We start from the raw sequence: 18813 nt of genomic DNA, 5'->3' as shown, positions 1-18813 counted from the left end.
GCCGGGGTCGCACACGAAAACGGCCTCCTCGCGCGGCGAGGAGGCCGTTCCGGAACAAGAACCGTTAAGCAACAGTCCAGGTGTCTTTGCCGCGCAGGAGGGCCTGGAGGTCGGGCGTGCGGGCGGCGCGGGCTTCGTCCACCTGGGCGCGTGCGGCGTCGTCGTAGGTGGGGCGTTCGACGGAGCGTAGGATGCCCGTGGGGACGTGGTTGAGGTTCTGGTCGCCGAGGCGGGAGAGCGCGAAGGCGTAGGCCGTGTCGGGGATCGACGGGTCGTGGACGACGAGGTTGTCCTCGCCGATGTCGGTGACCTTGGCGACCTCCAGGCCGCCCCAGCCGCTGCGGGTGACGCCGAGCTCGCCCTCCGGGCCGAAGCGGATGGGCTCGCCGGAGCGCAGCGGGATGAGGCGCGTCGCGGCCTCGTCCTTGTCCTTCAGCACGTCGAACGCGCCGTCGTTGAAGATGGGGCAGTTCTGGTAGATCTCGACGACGGCGGAGCCGCGGTGGCGGGCCGCCGCCTCGAGCACCTCGGTGAGGCCCTTGCGGTCGGAGTCCAGCGCGCGGCCCACGAACGACGCTTCGGCGCCGATGGCCAGCGACAGCGGGTTGAACGGTGTGTCCACCGAACCCATCGGGGTCGACTTGGTGACCATGCCCTGGCCCGACGTCGGCGAGTACTGGCCCTTCGTGAGGCCGTAGATCCGGTTGTTGAACAGCAGGATCTTGATGTTCACGTTGCGGCGCAGCGCGTGGATCAGGTGGTTGCCGCCGATGGACAGCGCGTCGCCGTCGCCGGTGACGACCCACACCGACAGGTCCGGGCGCGTGGTCGCGAGCCCGGTCGCGATCGACGGCGCGCGGCCGTGGATCGAGTGCATGCCGTAGGTGTTGAGGTAGTACGGGAAGCGCGACGAGCAGCCGATGCCCGAGATGAACACGATGTTTTCGCGCTTGAGGCCCAGCGTCGGCAGGAACGACTGCACGGCGTTGAGCACCACGTAGTCACCGCAGCCGGGGCACCAGCGCACTTCCTGGTCGGACTTGTAGTCCTTGGCCTTCTGCGGTTCGTCGGTGGTGGGGACCAGGTCCAGACCACCGAGCTGCGGCAGTCCGAGGTCGATGGCGGTCACTTGACGCCCTCCGGGATGGTGCTGGTGATGATGTCGGCGAACACGTTCTGCAGCTCCTCGGCCTTGAACGGCAGCCCCGCGACCTTGGTGTGCGAGTGCACGTCCACCAGGAACTTCGCCCGCAGCAGCAGCGCGAGCTGGCCCAGGTTCATCTCCGGGACCACGACCTTGTCGTAGGACCGCAGCACGTCACCGAGGTTGCGCGGCAGCGGGTTCAGGTGCCGCAGGTGCGCCTGCGCGATCGGCAGGCCGAGCTTGCGCACGCGCCGGCACGCCGCGCCGATCGGACCGTACGAGGAGCCCCAGCCGAGCGCCAGCACGCGGGCCTTGCCGCCGGACGGGTCGTCGACCACCACGTCGGGCACGTCGATGCCGTCGACCTTCGCCTGGCGCAGCCGCACCATCTTGTCGTGGTTGTCGGGGTCGTAGGAGATGTGCCCCGTCCGGTCGGCCTTCTCCAGCCCGCCGATGCGGTGCTGCAGGCCGGGCGTGCCCGGTACGGCCCACTCGCGCGCCAGCGTCTCGGGGTCGCGCACGTAGGGCCAGAATTCGCCGGAGCCGGCAGAAGCACCGTCGGAGTTGGGTTTCTTCGCGAACTCGACCCGCAGGTCGGGCAGGTTCGCGACGTCCGGGACCAGCCACGGCTCGGAGCCGTTGGCGATCGCGCCGTCGGACAGCAGCAGCACCGGCGTGCGGTACTTCAGCGCGATCCGCGTGGCCTCCAGTGCCGCGTCGAAGCAGTCGGCGGGCGAGAGCGGCGCGATGATCGGCACGGGCGATTCGCCGTTGCGGCCGAACATCGCCTGCAGCAGGTCGGCCTGCTCCGTTTTGGTGGGCAGGCCCGTTGACGGGCCGCCGCGCTGCACGTCGATGACCACGAGCGGCAGCTCCGTCATCACGCCCAGGCCGATGGTCTCCGACTTGAGCGCGATGCCCGGGCCCGAGGTCGAGGTGACGCCCAGCGCGCCGCCGTAGGAGGCGCCCAGCGCCGCGCCGATGCCGGCGATCTCGTCCTCGGCCTGAAAGGTGATGACGCCGAAGTTCTTGTGCTTGGACAGCTCGTGGAGCACGTCCGACGCCGGCGTGATCGGGTAGGTGCCGAGCAGCACCGGGAGCCCGGACTGCTGGCCGGCCGCGACGATCCCATACGCGAGCGCGGTGTTGCCGGTGATCTGCCGGTAGGTGCCCTTGTCGAGCTTCGCGGGCGCGACCTCGAACGTCGTCGCGAACGATTCGGTGGTCTCGCCGTAGTTCCAGCCGGCGCGGAAGGCCAGGATGTTGGCCTCGGCGATGTCCGGCTTCTTCGCGAACTTCTCCTTAAGGAACCGCTCGGTGCCCTCGGTCGGCCGGTGGTACATCCACGACAGCAGACCCAGCGCGAACATGTTCTTGCACCGCTCGGCGTCCTTCTTGCCGAGGCCGGTGTCGGCCAGCGCGCCCTGCGTCAGGGTCGACATGGCGACGCGGTGGATCTGGAACGCCGAGAGCGTGTCGTCGTCGAGCGGGTCGTTGTCGTACCCGACCTTCACGAGGTTGCGCTTGGTGAACTCGTCGGTGTTGAGGATGATCGTGCCGCCGTGTGGCACGTCGCGCAGGTTCGCCTTGAGCGCGGCCGGGTTCATCGCCACCAGGACGTCCGGCCGGTCGCCCGGCGTGAGGATGTCGTAGTCCGCGAAGTGCACCTGGAACGACGAGACGCCGGGGATCGTGCCCTGCGGGGCCCGGATCTCGGCCGGGAAGTTCGGCATCGTCGACAGGTCGTTGCCGAAGGCCGCGGCCTCCGAGGTGAACCGGTCGCCGGTCAGCTGCATACCGTCGCCTGAGTCACCGGCGAACCGGATGACCACCCGGTCCAGTTTGCTGACTTCGGTGGACCTCGAGTTGGTCAAGGCGGCGTGGCCGTTGCCGGCCGCTGCGCCCCCAGGACCGCCGTTCGAACTCGTGCTCATGGGTCAGGGAATCCCTCTCTCCCGACGTGCTGCGACCCCGGGTCGGCCCCCGGGGAAAACGCCCGCCCGGCGATGTCGGCTGGATCACCAGGCCACTCCCGAGGTTACTCGTCGGGGACTCGGGAGTTGCCGAAGTGTGGGGTACCCGGACTCCGAAACTGCTCGGCGCGGTGGCGGACCGGGCGGTTTGTGTTACCTGTAACCGATGGTAACGGTATTTCCAGGCGAACCGGAGTGACGCGCGTCTCCCACTGTTGGTGTAAACCGGCCGGGTCGGGTCCTGGAACGGCCGCGCACAGCACACCGGATGGCCCGGCGCTGCACAAATTTCCCGGGATGTGGGAACAATTCGAAGGGGGACCCGGCCGATCGGAGTTCCGATGAGCGCCAAGGGCCGGTTCAGGACTGCGGATTCGGCGGCCGTTCCAACAAGCGGGACAGTACGACGGTCGACACGGTCCGGTCGACGATCTCGAGTCCGCGCAGCCGCTCGAGCGCCGTCTCGAGGTGGTGGATGTCGGCGGCGCGGAGGTGGACGATCGCGTCCGCCGCTCCGGAGACGGTGTATGCGGCGACGACCTCCGGCAGTGGTTCAAGCCGCGCGCGGATGCGCCCGGGCGCCACGTTGCCCTGGCAGTGGACCTCGACGAACGCCTCGGTGCCCCAGCCGAGCGCTTCGGGGTCGACCACAGCCGTGAAGCCGCGCAGTACGCCCGTTTCCAACAGCCGGTCGACTCGGCGTTTGACCGCCGGAGCGGACAGTCCGACAACTTTCCCGATCTCCGCGTAGCTGGAGCGCGCGTTCGCCACCAGGCAGGAAACGATTCGCTGGTCGATGGTGTTCACACGCAATGTTTAGCAGGTATGTGCGCAGCGAACAGCGATTGATTGCGAATTGGGCCGAACTTACTCTGCACTCATGCAGGCAGAGTCTGTGCAGCGCGTGCCCACCACCCGCCGTTATCTGATGTGCCCGCCGCGGTTCTTCGCGGTGGACTACGTGATCAACCCCTGGATGGACCCGACCCAGCCGGTCAGCGCCGACGTCGCCGTGGCGCAGTGGACCGAGCTGCGCGACACCTACCGCCGCCTCGGTCACACGGTCGAGGAGATCGAGCCGCAGCCGGGGCTGCCGGACATGGTGTTCGCCGCGAACTCGGGCACGGTCGTCGACGGGCGCGTGCTCGGCTCGCGTTTCCGGGCACCACAGCGCGCGGCCGAGGCCGAGCACTTCCGCCGCTGGTTCGTCGAGCACGGCTACCGCGACCTCACGATGCCGGAGCGGATCAACGAAGCCGAGGGCGACTTCGCCTGGACGGGCAAGCTGCTGCTCGCCGGCACCGGTTTCCGCACCGACCCCGCCGCGCACGCGGAGGCGCAGGAGGTGCTCGGCGTGCCCGTGGTGTCGCTGAACCTGGTCGACCCGCGCTACTACCACCTCGACACGGCGCTGTTCGTGCTCACCGAGGCCGACGCCGACACCGACACCGCGCCGGCCCAGGTCGCGTACTACCCGGCGGCCTTCTCGCCCGGCTCCCAGCGCGTGCTGCGCCGGCTGTTCCCCGACGCGGTGATCGCCACGGCGGCCGACGCCGAGTGCTTCGGGCTGAACGGGGTGTCCGACGGGCGCAACGTCGTGCTGCCGCTGGAGGCCACCGGGCTCGGTGCGCAGCTGGTCGCCCGCGGCTACGAACCCGTCTACCTCGATGTTTCCGAATTGCGGAAGGCCGGCGGCGGCCCGAAGTGCTGCACTTTGGAGATCCGGAAATAACTTTGTGTAGATAGTGTAACTACTCCATTTGCCCCATCGATTAATCGGAACACAGGAGGTCCAGCGGTCCGAACCGGGACGAGGTGTGATGGTCAACTTCGCGGTGCACGGCATCGGCAGACCCCAGCGAGCACTCGACCCGGGGGAGGACGAACGCTGGATCACCGTCGACCAGTTCGAGACGCTGCTGGACCTGGTGGGGTCACGCCCGGACGTGCGGCTGACCTTCGACGACGGCAACTCGTCCGACGTCGAGGTCGCGCTGCCGCGACTGGTGGCACGGGGGCTTCGGGGCGAGTTCTTCCCACTGGCCGGCCGCGTCGGGTCACGCGGGTTCGTCGACCGTTCCGGCCTGCGCGACCTGGTGGCAGCCGGCATGGACGTCGGCTCGCACGGCTGGGACCGGTTCGGTGCCGAACGGTTCTTCGAAGAGCGCGTGCTACGCCGGGAGCTGGACGTGGCGCCGCGGGTGCTGGGGGAGCTGAGCGGTCGCCCGGTGTGCCGGTACGCACTGCCCCAGGGGCGGGTGGACCGGCGGGTGCTCGGGCGGTTGAAGGCGGCCGGCGCGACGCGGGTGTATACGGGCGAGCGCGGGTCAGGGCGCGGGGGCGAGTGGCTGCAGCACCGCGTGGAGGTGCGGCACGACTTCGATGAGGCTTGGGCCGAACACGTGCTCGCCGGCAAGAAGCGCCGACGCTGGTTCCTCGGCGAGTTCTCGACCTTCTAGGCCCACCGGCACAACGTGCAACGCCCCGCAACCCACCGCCAGACCATCCGCCAACCCGACGGACGCCTACCTGCGAATCCGCCGCCAAACCACCCACCGAGGATGCGCCCAGCCCCACCCGGCACCTCGATCCGAAGCTTCAGTACGGCCGTAGTCACACTTGAGCTTCGGGGTGCATACGCCGCGCGACACGCCCCTGCGCAGGACCGCATCAGCACCTCGGCGCAACGCAACACGCACCGCCAGAACCTCCACGACGTGCCGCTGTTCGGGACCCCAATTCCCCCCTTCCGTAACCAGTTCCCCAGACCACCTGCAGATTCGTGACCTTCCCTACCCGGTGGGAAAACCACTGACTCGAGAAAGTTGTCACGCACCGCATCGAGGTGCATCCTGTGCGCTACGCCGCAACTGTAAGGAAACTTTCCTAACTAACAGGGAGCCTCTATGAGGAAGCTGCTCCTGTTCGCGACCATGGCGATCGCCGCTACGGTCTTGCCGGCAGCGGCAGCAGCAGCGTCAGCCGAGAACCCGGCACGGACCGCGGTTCAGGCGCAACCGGCGGCCGGGCCGTCCGCGGCGCAGCTGCTGGCGAAGATGACCAGCTGCAAGCAGATCTCGAACGGCAAGTACAAGACCGACGAGGACGCCGGCTCGAAGACCGTCGCAGTGTGCGACGCGAACGGGGCGGTGTTCTGGAAGGCCGACATGGACATCGACTGCGACGGGCAGCGGACGTCGCAGTGCAACGAGGACACCGACTGCTGCTTCCAGGACGACACGGCGTTCCACCAGAGTGACGGGCGGCCGCTGAACGCCGCGGCGTTGCCGTACATCGTGGTGCCGAGTTCGAGCAGCGCGTGGAACTACGGGTCGTCCGGGCTCAAGGGCGGTGGGAGCTGCGCGGTGATCTACAACGGGAAAATCGAGTACACCGTGATCGGGGATACCGGGCCGACGGGGATCATCGGCGAAGCGTCGTACGCGACGGCCAAGGACCTCGGCATCAACCCGGACCCCTCGAACGGCGGTGCGGACTCCGGCGTGACCTACCTCTGCTTCAAGAACTCCAAGGTTTCGCCGATCGAGAACCACGGCTCGGCCACCAGTACGGGGGAGGACCTCGCGAGCCGGTTCGTGAGCAACAACTGAAATCAGCCTGATCGACCCATCCGAACCGCCGGGGAAGTATTCGCACGCTTCCCCGGCGCTTCGTCGATTCTTGCCCGAAACGCCGCTACCGCAACGGAAAGAGCTGTCGCCGGACCGACAAGAAGCCGAAAAAGCGCGAAATCGATACGCGAATCCGGTTGCCATTCACCGAATGGTCTGAACGGGTAACGAACGGCCGCCGCGCGCCGACCAACCGGTCAGCGAATGCGGGCGGAGGTTCAAGCGTGAGGATCAGTGTCTTCGGGCTGGGGTACGTGGGGTGCGTGTCCGCGGCCTGCCTGGCGGGGCGCGGGCACGAGGTCGTCGGGGTCGACGTGAACCCCGTGAAGGTCGACCTGGTGACGCGCGGCAACGCGCCGGTGGTCGAGGAGCGCATCGGTGAGCTGACGGCCGAGGTGGTGGCGTCCGGGGCGCTGCGCGCGACGACCGATGTGGCCGAGGCGGTGGCGGCGACGGACGTGTCGCTGGTGTGCGTGGGCACGCCTTCGGCGCCCAACGGCAGCCTGTCCACCGAGTACCTCGAGCGCGTCGCCGAACAAATCGGCGAAGTCTTGGCGCACAAAGGAACCCGGCACACGGTGGTGTTCCGCAGCACGATGCTGCCGGGCACGTGCCTCGATCTGCTCGTGCCGATCCTGGAGAAGGCCGGCGGCCGCACGGCGGGCGTCGACTTCGGGGTGGCGGTGAACCCCGAGTTCCTGCGCGAGGGCACGAGCGTGCGTGACTTCTACGACCCGCCGAAGACCGTCATCGGCGAGCTCGACCCGGCCAGTGGCGACATCGTCGCGGCGCTGTACGAGGGGCTGCCCGGCAACGTCTTCCGCGTGCCGATCCCGGTCGCGGAGATGACCAAGTACGCCGACAACGCCTTCCACGGCTTGAAGATCGGCTTCGCCAACGAGCTCGGCGCCATCTGCCGCGCGCTGGGGCTCGACTCGCACAAGGTGATGGACGTCTTCCTCGCCGACCGCAAGCTCAACGTCAGCCCCGCGTACCTGCGCCCGGGCTTCGCGTTCGGCGGTTCGTGCCTGCCGAAGGACCTGCGCGGGCTGGTCTACGCCGCGCGCCGCGCCGACGTGTCGGTGCCGATCCTCGCGCACGTGCTGCCGTCGAACTCCGACCACCTGCAGCGCGCGTTCGACCTCGTCGCGCGCACCGGCAAGCGCAAGGTCGGCCTGTTCGGCCTGTCGTTCAAGCCGGGCACCGACGACCTGCGCGAGAGCCCGCTCGTGGAACTCGCCGAACGGCTGCTGGGCAAGGGTTACGACCTCAAGATCTACGACGCGAACGTGAGCCTGTCGCGCCTGATGGGTGCCAACCGCGAGTACATCGAGAGCCGGCTGCCGCACCTGGGCCAGCTGCTCGCGGGGTCGGTCGAGGAGGTGCTGGCGCACGCCGACGTGTGCCTCGTCGGCACCGCCGACCCGGCCGTGCTCGCGGCCCTGCCCCACGGCGGCGAGCAGACGCTCGTCGACCTCGTCCGCCTCCCCGACGCCGAGGCGCGCCGGGCCGAAGAGGGATACGTCGGTCTTGCCTGGTGACAAGAAGAAAGCGCTGATCCTCGTCGAGAACCTCTCGGTGCCGTTCGACCGCCGCGTGTGGCAGGAGTGCCAGACGCTGCGCGACGCCGGCTGGGAGGTGCACGTGATCTGCCCGCGGGGCACGAAACGCGACACCGAACCCGAGGCCGTGGTCGACGAGGTGCACATCCACCGTTACCCGCTGAAGGCGGCGACCGGTGGGCCCGCGGGGTACCTGCAGGAGTACGGCTCGGCGCTGTGGCACACGTTCCGGCTCGCCCGCAAGGTCGGCCGCGTCGACGTGGTGCACGCCTGCAACCCGCCGGACCTGCTATTCCTCGTCGCGCGCATGCTCAAGCGCCAGGGCGCGAAGTTCATCTTCGACCAGCACGACCTCGTGCCGGAGCTGTACCTCTCGCGCTTCGACCGCGGCCAGGACCTGCTCTACCGCGGCGTCTGCGCGCTGGAGCGCTCGACCTACCGCGCGGCCGACGTCGTGATCGCCACCAACGAGAGCTACCGCCAGGTCGCCCTCATCCGCGGCGGCAAGCGCCCCGAGGACGTGTTCGTGGTCCGCAGCGCGCCCGTGGTCGAGCGGTTCCACGAGGTGCCCGTGGAACCCGAGCTCAAGCGCGGCAAACCGCACCTGCTCTGCTACCTCGGCGTGATGGGGCCGCAGGACGGCGTGGACTACGCGCTGCGTGCGCTGGCTTCTCTGCGCGACGAGATCGGCTGCACCGACTGGCACGCGGTGTTCGTCGGCGCGGGCGACACGTTCGACGACGTGGTCGCCCTGTCGAAGGAATTGGGCCTGGCCGACCAGGTCGAGTTCACCGGCCGCGTGTCGGACGCCGACCTGTTGCGCTACCTGTCCGCGGCCGACGTGTGCCTGTCGCCGGACCCGCTCAACCCGCTCAACGACGTGTCGACGATGAACAAGGTCATGGAGTACATGGCCATGGGCAAACCGATGGTGTCGTTCGAACTGCGCGAAGCCCGGGTTTCCGCGGGCGACGCGGCGCTCTACGCGCCGGCCAACGACGTCACCGAGTTCGCCAAGCTCGTGGCCGTGCTGCTCGACGACCCGGAGCAGCGCGCCCGCATGGGGGCGCTGGGGAAGGCGCGCGTCAGCGGCCCGCTGGCCTGGGAGAACTCACAGCAGGCGCTGCTCGCCGCGTACGTTCGCGCGATCCACTGACTCCGGACGGTTGATCGCGGTTTGAACAAGCTTCCTGCGTTCGGTGTAACCAACGCGTCGAGCACGACGACGGGGTCAGTGACCGGTACGCCACTTCAACTGCCCGATGCGGGAGGGGGACCCCGATCTTGAGTGACGACACGGTACGACTCTCCACGGTGGGGCAGGTCCTGCGGAGGCGCTGGCGAGCGCTGCTGATCCTGGTCGTCGTGGGGGCGGGGGTGGGCGCGGGGGCATCGCTGGTGCTCTCGCCCGGCTACGAGACCACTGCCAGCGTGCTGCTGCAGGGCCCGCGCCAGGCCGACGAACTGCTCACCCAGGCCCAGGTGGCCACCAGCTCCGTGGTGCTCGACCGCGCCGGCGCGGCACTGGGGCTGCGCGAAACCGGCACGGACCTGCAGAAGAAGGTGAGCGCCTCGGTGGCGCAGGGCAACGTCGTCGCGATCACCGCCGACGGCGACAGCCCGCAGCACGCGCAGCAGCTCGCCGACCAAGTCGCGAACGAGTTCGTGAAGTACTCCACGCAGCTGCTCGCCAACTCGGCCGACACGTCGGCGCAGCTGGCCCAGGAGCAGCGGGAGGCGCTGCGCCAGCAGGTGGCGCAGACCAACCAGCGCATCCTCGACCTGTCCCGTTCGGTGCAGGACGGGCAGACGGTCGAGGGCGTGCAGGTCCGCACCGAGCTGCAGGGGCTCCGGACCTCGCTCGAGCAGGCCATGAACAACCTCAACGCCGCCGACGCGGCCACGGGCGCAGGGAACATGGTCGTGATGGGGCCGTCGGAGAAGCCGACGTCGCCCGCGGCACCGACCCTGACGCAGCTCGCCGGGGGTGGCGCGATCCTGTTCTTCCTCATCGGGGTCCTCGGCTACCTGTTCGGTTCGCGCACCGACCGGCGGCTGCGCAGCGAGACGGAGATCGGTTCCGCGCTCGGCGCACCCGTGCTGGCGAGCGTCGACGTGCCGGAGTCCGGCGAGCCCGAGCCGGCCGCCGGGGTCCGCGGTGTGCTGCGCCGGATCACCGGCAGCGACAAGCCGTGGAACCTGCCGGAGGTGCCGGTGTCTGCCGACGACGCGAGCCGCGAGGTGCGCTACCGCCGTGTGTTCGCGCGCCTCGGCGCCGACCGCGACGGCGTGCTGCGGCTGCTCGTGCTCGTCGCCGCCGGTGACGGGGCCGCGAAGCAGGCCGCCGAGCAGTTCGCGAAGGTCGCCCGAGCCGAGCGCGTGCGGGTGCAGCTCACCGTCACCGAGATCGTGGTGGCCGCGGGGGTGCAGCCGACCGTGCCCGACGGCACCGACGGCGTGCTCGTGGTCCTCTCGCTCGGCACCCGCAGCGCGTGGGAGCTCGTGGCGGTCGCGGAGGCTTGCGCCGACGCCGGACACGAAGTGCTGGGCGCGGTGCTGACCCGCCAGGTTCGCGTCACCGGAAAACCGCGCAGAGAACCCGCCGCGGCGGGTCCACCCCAGGTCCCGGTGGACCGTGACGTGATGGCAGGTTCGCCGTGACCACAGACAGGTTTTCCTCACCGCCGCTGATCGACCTGCAGCGGCTCGTGGTCGCCGTGCGCCGGCACCGCCGGCTGTGGCTCGCCTTCGCGCTGCTGGGACTCGTCGTCGGCGGCGCGGTGGCCGTGCTGCTCCCGGCTCCGCCGACCGCCGTCACGAAGGTCATCGTGATCCACCCGGACGACTCACCGACCGACAGCGGCACGCTGATGCGCACCGACGTCGCCGTGCTGCAAACCGCGAAGATCGCTTCGGCTGCGCTGAAGAAGGCCGGCAGCACCGAGTCGACCGAAGACTTCCTGAAGGACTACGCCGGGCTCGGCCTCACCAACAACGTCATGCAGGTGACGGTGAAGGCGAAGTCGCAGACCGACGCGCTGGCCAAGGCGCAGGCGCTCGCCGACGTCTTCATCGCCGACCACGTGCAGCGCAACCAGGCCGCCGCGACCGCGCAGGCGAAGGCGCTGCTCGACCAGCGCACGCAGGCGCAGCAACAGCTCACGCAGGTCGATTCCCAGGCTGCGGCGGAGGCGGACAAGGGCAGCCGGGCCAACGCCGGCACGCTGGAGCAGCTCTACTCGCAGCGCGCCGACCTCGTGTCGAAGATTGCGGATCTGCAGAACCAGGCTCAGCAGGCGGGCATCGGCACACCGCAGGTGGCCGCGGGCACGCAGATCGTCGACGCGCCGGCCATCGTGAAGGTGTCGTTCCTCAAGACCGTCGCCACCAACGGCGCGATCGGCCTGGCGCTGGGACTCGCCCTCGGGCTCGGCCTGGCCATGGTGACGGCGCTCGTGCGCGACCGGCCGGTGCTGCGGCGGGAGCTCTCAGCGCACCTCGGTGCGTCGGTGATCGCACAGCTGCGGTCGAAGCCGCGTGGCCCAGCCCGGCTGTGGGCTCGGTCGCGGCCGGTGATCGACCGCAAGCGCGTGGCCGTGACGCTGGTGCGTGCGGCCCGCTCCGAACGTGGTCCGTTGTCGCTGCTGGAACTCGGCGCGCCGGGGGTGGCCGCGGGGCTCGCCCTGGACATCGCGAAGGAGCTGGCCGAGGACGGTCCCGTGGTCGTCGTCGACGACCTGCCGCACCGCGACGCGGCGAAGCAGCCGGCGATGGGCGACGTGACGGTCGTCGAGGCCGGCGACCCGGCGGCGAAACGCGCGACGCACCTGATCGGCGTCGGCACGGTCGCGCCCGGCACGGCGTGGACGGACCTGGCGTACCTCGGCCGGGAAACGGTGCTGGTCGTGCGCTCGGGCTACGCGAACACGCTGTGGCTGCACACGGTCGCGCGCCAGCTCGCCGACTGCGGCATCCCGGTGCTCGGCGTGGTGCTCGTGGACCCGGACCCCAAGGACCACACCGACGGCACGCTGTGGGACGGCCTGCACACCGCGTTGCGCGGCCGGGCGAGTGTGGTCGCGGCGAAGCAGGCGGCCCAGCCCGCGGCCCAGCCCGCCCTCCAGCCGGCCGCCCGGATCGCCGACGAGAAGCCGGCCGGCGCGACGAACGACAAGGTCCCCGAGCGGCCGCAGAAGTTCGTGGCGCAGGAGCCCGAGAAGCCCATCGACTGGCCGGTCGAGCAGGACAACGAGAAGACGATCGAGAGCTCCGTGGTCAGGCCGGTCAACGCGGTCGAGCCGAAGCGCAACCACCACGAGGCGCCGACTCGCCGGCTGAGCCCGGTGCCGCGCAAGCCCGAAGACCGCACCCCGACGCCGGAGCCGCGCAAGCCGGACCAGCGCCGCCCGGACCAGTCTGCCGATTCGGAACTGCCGACGAGGAACTTCGCGCCCGTCCAATCCGGTCCGGAAAGCTAGAGAGGGCGAACGCACATGTGCGGCATCGCAGGTGCCTACCACTGGCCGGACGGCGGCCCGCTCACCGATCGGCTCACGAAGTGCCTCGCGCACCGCGGGCCGGACGGTTCGGGCCGCTACGACCACCAGGCCGGCGACGGCGAGGTCCACTTCGGACATCGCAGGCTGTCGATCGTCGACCTGTCGGAGACGGGTGCGCAGCCGATGGTGGCCGAGGGGCTCGCGCTGACTTACAACGGCGAGCTCTACAACGCGCCGGAGCTGCGGGCGGAACTCGAGGGCAAGGGCGCGCGCTTCCGCGGCACGTCCGACACCGAGGTGCTGCTGCGCGCGTGGCGCGAGTGGGGCGTCGGCTGCCTGCCGCGGCTGCGCGGGATGTTCGCGTTCGGGATCTTCGACGAACGCACCGGCGAGCTGGTGCTGGTGCGCGACCAGCTGGGCATCAAACCGCTGTTCTTCGTCCAGCGCGGGGGCGCAGTCGCGTTCTCCTCCGAGCTCAAGGCGCTGGCCACCGAGCTCGGCGGCACGCTGGAGGTCGACGAAGCCGCGCTGATCGCGTCGCTGCTCTACTACTGGGTGCCTGACAGCCGCTGCGCCTACCGCGAGGTCGAGAAGCTGCAGCCCGGCACGTGGATCCGCTTCCGCCCCGGCGCCCCGGTCGAGCGCGGCGCGTACTGGTCGCTGCGCCGGGTCGCCGAGGAAGGCGAGGAGTACAGCCGCGAGCACCGGGGCGACGTCGACCTGCACGAGGTCATCGCCGATTCGACGAGCAAGCACCTGCTCGCCGACGTCCCGGTCGCCACGTTCCTCTCCGGCGGTCTCGACTCGAGCTACCTGACGGCACTGGCCGCGCGGCAGCGGCCCGGGATTTCGGCTTACACCATCGGTTTCCGCGCCGAGGACGCCAAGTTCGAGGCGATGCCGGACGACCTGCGCTACGCCCGGATCGTGGCCCGGCAGTTCGGCGTGGACCTGCACGAGATCGAGATCGCGCCGCAGGTGCTCGACCTGCTGCCGCGCATGACCTACCACCTCGACGAGCCCATCGGGGATCCCGCGGCCATCAACTCGTTCCTCATCTGCTCGGCCGCGCGCGAGGCCGGCGTGAAGGTGCTGCTGTCCGGCATGGGCGCCGACGAGCTGTTCGCCGGCTACCGCAAGCACTACGCGAACCAGCTCGCGCTGCGCTACCAGCGCGTGCCCGGGGTGGTGCGCAAGCCGATCTCGACGGTCGTCGACCGGCTGCCCGTCGCGTCCGCGAGCCGCGGCTACCGCACGGTGCGCTTCGCCAAGCGGTTCCTGTCGTTCGCGGAGCTGCCGGAGGAGACGGCGTTCCGGCGCAGCTACACGATGTACGACCGCGGCGAGCTGCTCGGCCTCGTGAACCCCGACTTGGCCGGCGCCGTCGACGACGTGCTGACCGAACACGCCGACACCTACCACGACCAGGTGCTGTCCGACTACGTCAACCGCATGTGCCTGGCCGATTCGCGGATGTTCCTGCCCGGCCTCAACCTCACCTACACCGACCGCTCGACGATGGCCGCCTCCACCGAGGTGCGCACGCCGTTCGTCGACGTCGAGGTCGTGAAGGCGGCGTTCCGGGTGCCGGGGAACAAGAAGATCGTCGGCCGCCAGGGCAAGGCGGCGCTCAAGGAAGCGGCGATGGCGATCCTGCCGAAGGAGATCGTCTACCGCCCCAAGGGTCTCTTCAGCGCCCCGCTGCGGGCGTGGATGAGCCGCGACCTGGCGCCGCTGGTCCAGGAAGTCGTCAACGAAGGTGTCCTCGTCGAATCCGGCTTCCTGCAGCGCGACGCGCTGCGCAAGCTCGTGGCCGAGGACGCCGCCGGTCAGCAGGACCGGGCGAAGCACCTCTGGCACGTCTTGACCCTCGAGTACTGGTACCGCGGCGCCCGGTCCGGCGCGCTCTCTGGCAGCTAGGAGTGCTGTGAAGCAGGTAGTGCAGAACTACAAGAGCGGGGAGCTGGCGCTCCTCGACGTGCCCGTCCCGGCCTGCAAGCCGGGCGGCGTGCTCGTGCGCACCGGGTACTCGCTGATCTCCACCGGCACCGAGATGATGAAGGTGTCCGAGGCCGGCATGTCCATGATCGGCAAGGCGCGCTCACGCCCGGACCAGGTCGCGAAGGTCATGCAGAGCGTCGCCACCAACGGGCTCGCGGCGACCTACCGCAAGGTGACGAGCAAGCTCGACTCCTACACACCGCTGGGCTACTCGCTGGCCGGCGTGGTCGTCGAGGTCGGCGCCGGCATCGACGACGTGGCGGTGGGCGACGTCGTGGCGTGCGCCGGAAACGAGCACGCGCTGCACTCCGAGCTGAACTGGGTGCCCAAGAACCTCTACGCGCGCGTGCCCGCCGGGCTGGACCCGCGCTTCGCGGCGTTCGGCACGGTCGGGTCGATCGCGATGCAGGGCGTGCGCCGCGGCGAGCCGCAGCTCGGTGACCTCGCACTGGTGATCGGGCTGGGCCTGATCGGGCAGCTCGTGGTGCAGCTGCTGATCGCCGCGGGCGTTCGTGTCGTCGGCGTGGACCCCGACCCGGCGCGCTGCGAGCTGGCCGAACAGCTCGGTGCGCTGGCGTGCGCGCACCCCGGGTCGGGGGTGGTGGACAACGCCGTCGCGGAGCTGTCGGGTGGCCACGGCGTGGACCAGGTCTACCTGGCCGCGGGCGGCGCCTCGAACGACCCGGTGGAGCTGGCCGCGAAGCTCGCTCGCGACCGCGGCCGGGTGGTCGACATCGGCAAGATCTCGCTCAACCTGCCCTGGAACGCCTACTACGAGAAGGAGCTGGACGTCCGGTTCTCACGCTCGTACGGGCCCGGGCGCTACGACCCCGAGTACGAGCTCGAGGGCCGCGACTACCCGATCGGCTACGTCCGCTGGACCGAGCGCCGCAACATCGAGTGCTTCCTCGACCTGGCCGCGCGCGACAAGCTCGACGTCGAACCGCTGATCACGCACGTCGCCGACTTCTCGAGCGCGGTGGAGACGTACAAATCGCTGCAGGACGGCGAGCTCAAGGCCGTCGCGGTGCTCTTCCGCTACCCCGAGGGCCCGGAGACCGAGCCGCGGGCCGTGGTGTCGGCGGTGGCGCCGCCCGCGGCGACGGGTACCCGGGCCACCCCGCGCAGCCGCCTGCGCGTCGGGTTCGTCGGGGCCGGCAACTACGCGTCGTCGATGCTGCTGCCGCACCTGGTGGAGCAGGAGCGCGTGGCACTGTCCGAAGTGGTCACCACGTCGGCGCTCTCGGGCGCCAACGCCAAGCGCAAGTTCGGCTTCGCTCGCGCCAACACCGACCTGAACGCGTTGCTGGAGAACGACTCCGTCGACACCGTGTTCGTGGTGACGCGGCACAGCTCCCACGCCGAGCTCACCCGCCGGGCGCTGCTCGCGGGAAAGGCCGTGTTCGTGGAGAAGCCGCTGGCGCTTTCGGAGAAGGAGCTGCGCGGGATCGTCGAGGCCATCGAGGAATCGGGCAACAACCGGCTGCAGGTCGGCTTCAACCGCCGGTTCGCGCCGCTGCTCAACGAAGCCAAGGTCCAGTTCGGGCCGCGCCTGGGCCCGGCGTCGGTGCGCTACCTCGTGAACGCGGGCCGCCTGGAGTCGAACAGCTGGTACACCAAGGCCGACTCGGAGGGCACGCGCTTCGTCGGCGAGGGCGGGCACTTCATCGACACGGTGAGCTGGTTCCTCGGCAGCGACCCGGTTTCCGTCTACGCCACCGCAACCCCGGGCAACGACGACCTGCAGGTGCTGCTGCGCTACGCCGACGGCTCGACCGCGGCCATCAGCTACGTCACCAGCGGCTCGACGTCGTTCCAGAAGGAGACGCTGGAGGTGCTGGCCGACGGCAAGGTGCTGAAGTTCGACGACTTCGCCCGCGCGAGCGTGTACGGCAAGAAGCGCTGGGCCAGCTCGCGGATCCCGAAGGGCCGTGACAAGGGCCAGAAGGCCGAGGTCGAGGCGTTCGTGACCGCACTGACCACCGGTGTCGCGATGCCGATCACCGTCGAGTCGCTGGTGAACACGACGCTGGCCACGCTCGCCGTCAACCGCAGCCTCGAAACGGGCGCGCCGGTGCGGCTGGAGCCGAAGGAGGTGCTCGGCTGATGGACCCCGCCTGGTACCTGCGAAGACTCTCGGCCATGAGCCCGGCCGAGGTCGCGGGCCGCGCGACCGACGTGGTGCGCAAGCAACAGTGGCGCGGCGTCGCGAAGCAGAAGGCGACCTGGCTGCCGCACCGTGCGTTCGCCCGAACGGCGAGCGTCGAGGGCGTGTCGGCCGAAGCCCGCGCCGAGCTGCTGGCCACGGCCGAACGGCTCATGGACGGCCACGCCGATTACTTCGGCGTCGAGCGCGATGACCTCGTGGCGCCCGACTGGGCGTTCGACCCGAAGATGGGCCGGCGCGCACCCGCCGACGCGTATTCGTTCGACATCGCCTACCGCAGCGAGGACACGGTCGGCGACATCAAGCAGATCTGGGAGCCCTCGCGCCACCAGCACCTCACCGTGCTGGCCGCCGCGTACGCGCTGACCGGCGAGGACCGCTTCGCCCACCGCGTGGCCGACCACCTGAAGTCGTGGTGGGCGGCCAACCCGCCCATGCGCGGCGTGCACTGGGTGAGCGGGATCGAGCTCGGCATCCGGCTGCTGTCGTGGGTGTGGCTGCGCCGGCTCCTCGACGGCTGGGCCGGCGCGTCCGGCCTGTTCGAGGACAACCCCGAGGCCCTGCACCAGATCTGGCACCACCAGCGTTGGCTCGCAGCGTTCCCGAGCCGCGGCTCGTCGGCCAACAACCACGTGATCGCCGAGGACGCTGGGCAGCTCGTGGCCGCGTGCGCGTTCGACTGGTTCCCCGAGTCGCCCGCCTGGCGCGACGCGGCGCTGAAGTCGCTGGACACGCAGCTGCAGGCCAACACGTTCGCGTCCGGGCTCAACCGCGAGCTCGCGACCGAGTACCACGGCCTCGTGCTGGAGCTGGGCCTCGCGGCCGCGCTGGAGGCCGGCCCGCTCGTGCCCGAGTCGACCTGGCTCGTGCTGCGCCGGATGTGCGACGCACTGGCGTCCATTGTGGACTCGAAGCTGCGCCCGCCGCGCCAGGGCGACGCCGACGACGGCTACGGATTGATCGTCGACGGCACCGGCACGAGCCGCTGGGCGTCGCTGCTCGCCACGGGCGACGCGTTGTTCGGCCGCCAGGAGTGGTGGCCGAAGGTGGCGGGCGGCGACGTCCGCACCGTGCTGTTCGCCTCGCTCGGCGGCGTCGGAGAGCTCACGGGCCCGCGGCCCCCTCGGCGGGTCGACGACCTGTTCGACGCGGGCATGACGATCCTGCGAACGCCGGCCGGCGAACCCGAGGAGATCTGGTGCCGCTGCGACGGCGGCCCGCACGGGTTCCTCGCCATCGCCGCGCACGCGCACGCCGACGCGCTGTCGCTGGAGGTCCGCCACGACGGCGTAAACATCCTCGCCGACCCGGGCACCTACTGCTACCACGGCGAACCCGAGTGGCGGTCGTACTTCCGCTCGACGCTCGGCCACAACACGCTGCAGCTCGGCGGCACCGACCAGTCGGCGTCCGGCGGGCCGTTCCTGTGGACGCGGCACGCCCGCACCCGCACGCTCGCCGTCGGCCCGGTGCGCTGGCGCGCCGAGCACGACGGCTACGCCCCGGCCGTGCACCGCCGTTGTGTTGAGCTCGCCGACCGGGCGCTGACGATCGTCGACGAGGTTGAGGGCGACCTCTCGCTGCCGGCGAAACTCGCGTTCCACCTCGGCCCGCTCGTCGAGGTGACGCTCGAGGGCAGCACGGCGCGGCTGAGCTGGCCCGGCCACACGGCGACGCTGGACCTCCCGGCCGAGCTGGCGTGGACCGCGCACCGCGGCGAGACGAACCCGCCGCTCGGCTGGTACTCGGCGGGCTTCGGCCGCCGCGAACCGGCGACCACCCTCCTCGGCTCGGGACCCGCCGCGCCGGCTTTCACCACGACCTTGCGTTTCTGA

Annotated in this window: 13 protein-coding genes; 10 read left to right on the top strand and 3 right to left on the bottom strand. The window is 70.2% G+C overall.

Going from position 1 to position 18813, the window contains the following annotated elements:
• Positions 1-64 precede the first annotated feature (64 nt).
• From I6J71_RS41080 to I6J71_RS41070, 3 genes are all read right to left on the bottom strand, one after another.
• Complete coding sequence (locus I6J71_RS41080) at positions 65-1129, bottom strand: 2-oxoacid:ferredoxin oxidoreductase subunit beta (RefSeq protein WP_204091774.1); 1065 nt, start codon at positions 1127-1129, stop codon at positions 65-67.
• Positions 1126-3078 (bottom strand): 2-oxoacid:acceptor oxidoreductase subunit alpha, encoded by a 1953-nt coding sequence (locus I6J71_RS41075; RefSeq protein WP_204091773.1) that lies wholly within the window; start codon positions 3076-3078, stop codon positions 1126-1128. Before I6J71_RS41075 ends, I6J71_RS41080 begins: the two co-directional genes overlap by 4 nt.
• A gap of 399 nt (positions 3079-3477) precedes the next feature.
• On the bottom strand, positions 3478-3924 hold the full coding sequence (locus I6J71_RS41070) for an Lrp/AsnC family transcriptional regulator (RefSeq protein WP_204091772.1): 447 nt from the start codon (positions 3922-3924) through the stop codon (positions 3478-3480).
• 121 nt (positions 3925-4045) lie between these two features.
• Here I6J71_RS41070 and ddaH point away from each other — a divergent pair, with 121 nt between their 5' ends.
• The 10 genes from ddaH to I6J71_RS41020 all read left to right on the top strand — a co-directional run bounded on the left by ddaH (position 4046) and on the right by I6J71_RS41020 (position 18813).
• Positions 4046-4849 (top strand): dimethylargininase, encoded by an 804-nt coding sequence (gene ddaH / locus I6J71_RS41065; protein WP_204097497.1) that lies wholly within the window; start codon positions 4046-4048, stop codon positions 4847-4849.
• 88 nt (positions 4850-4937) lie between these two features.
• A complete protein-coding gene (locus I6J71_RS41060; protein WP_204091771.1) occupies positions 4938-5576 on the top strand; it encodes a polysaccharide deacetylase family protein in 639 nt (212 codons plus the stop codon).
• A 447-nt stretch (positions 5577-6023) separates the two neighbouring features.
• Complete coding sequence (locus I6J71_RS41055) at positions 6024-6728, top strand: glycoside hydrolase family 75 protein (protein WP_204091770.1); 705 nt, start codon at positions 6024-6026, stop codon at positions 6726-6728.
• A 245-nt stretch (positions 6729-6973) separates the two neighbouring features.
• Positions 6974-8290 carry a nucleotide sugar dehydrogenase gene (locus I6J71_RS41050; RefSeq protein ID WP_204091769.1) on the top strand — a complete coding sequence of 439 codons (1317 nt, stop codon included), beginning with the start codon at positions 6974-6976 and terminating at the stop codon, positions 8288-8290.
• Positions 8280-9467 carry a glycosyltransferase family 4 protein gene (locus I6J71_RS41045; RefSeq protein ID WP_204091768.1) on the top strand — a complete coding sequence of 396 codons (1188 nt, stop codon included), beginning with the start codon at positions 8280-8282 and terminating at the stop codon, positions 9465-9467. Before I6J71_RS41050 ends, I6J71_RS41045 begins: the two co-directional genes overlap by 11 nt.
• 128 nt (positions 9468-9595) lie before the next feature.
• A complete protein-coding gene (locus tag I6J71_RS41040) occupies positions 9596-10972 on the top strand; it encodes an exopolysaccharide biosynthesis protein (RefSeq protein ID WP_239154197.1) in 1377 nt (458 codons plus the stop codon).
• On the top strand, positions 10969-12789 hold the full coding sequence (locus I6J71_RS41035) for a Wzz/FepE/Etk N-terminal domain-containing protein (protein ID WP_204091767.1): 1821 nt from the start codon (positions 10969-10971) through the stop codon (positions 12787-12789). Before I6J71_RS41040 ends, I6J71_RS41035 begins: the two co-directional genes overlap by 4 nt.
• A 15-nt stretch (positions 12790-12804) precedes the next feature.
• Positions 12805-14730, top strand: a complete 1926-nt coding sequence (gene asnB, locus I6J71_RS41030; RefSeq protein ID WP_204091766.1) for an asparagine synthase (glutamine-hydrolyzing) — start codon at positions 12805-12807, stop codon at positions 14728-14730.
• A gap of 7 nt (positions 14731-14737) precedes the next feature.
• Positions 14738-16918, top strand: coding sequence for a bi-domain-containing oxidoreductase (locus tag I6J71_RS41025; RefSeq protein ID WP_204091765.1), 2181 nt, complete (start codon positions 14738-14740; stop codon positions 16916-16918).
• Positions 16918-18813 (top strand): alginate lyase family protein, encoded by a 1896-nt coding sequence (locus I6J71_RS41020; protein ID WP_204091764.1) that lies wholly within the window; start codon positions 16918-16920, stop codon positions 18811-18813. The genes I6J71_RS41025 and I6J71_RS41020 overlap by 1 nt, the downstream gene beginning before the upstream one ends.

Origin of the sequence: Amycolatopsis sp. FDAARGOS 1241, assembly GCF_016889705.1 — a bacterium.
Taxonomy (GTDB): domain Bacteria; phylum Actinomycetota; class Actinomycetes; order Mycobacteriales; family Pseudonocardiaceae; genus Amycolatopsis.
Note: the sequence above shows the minus strand (reverse complement) of the source record. Positions and strands in the feature narration are given on the sequence as shown.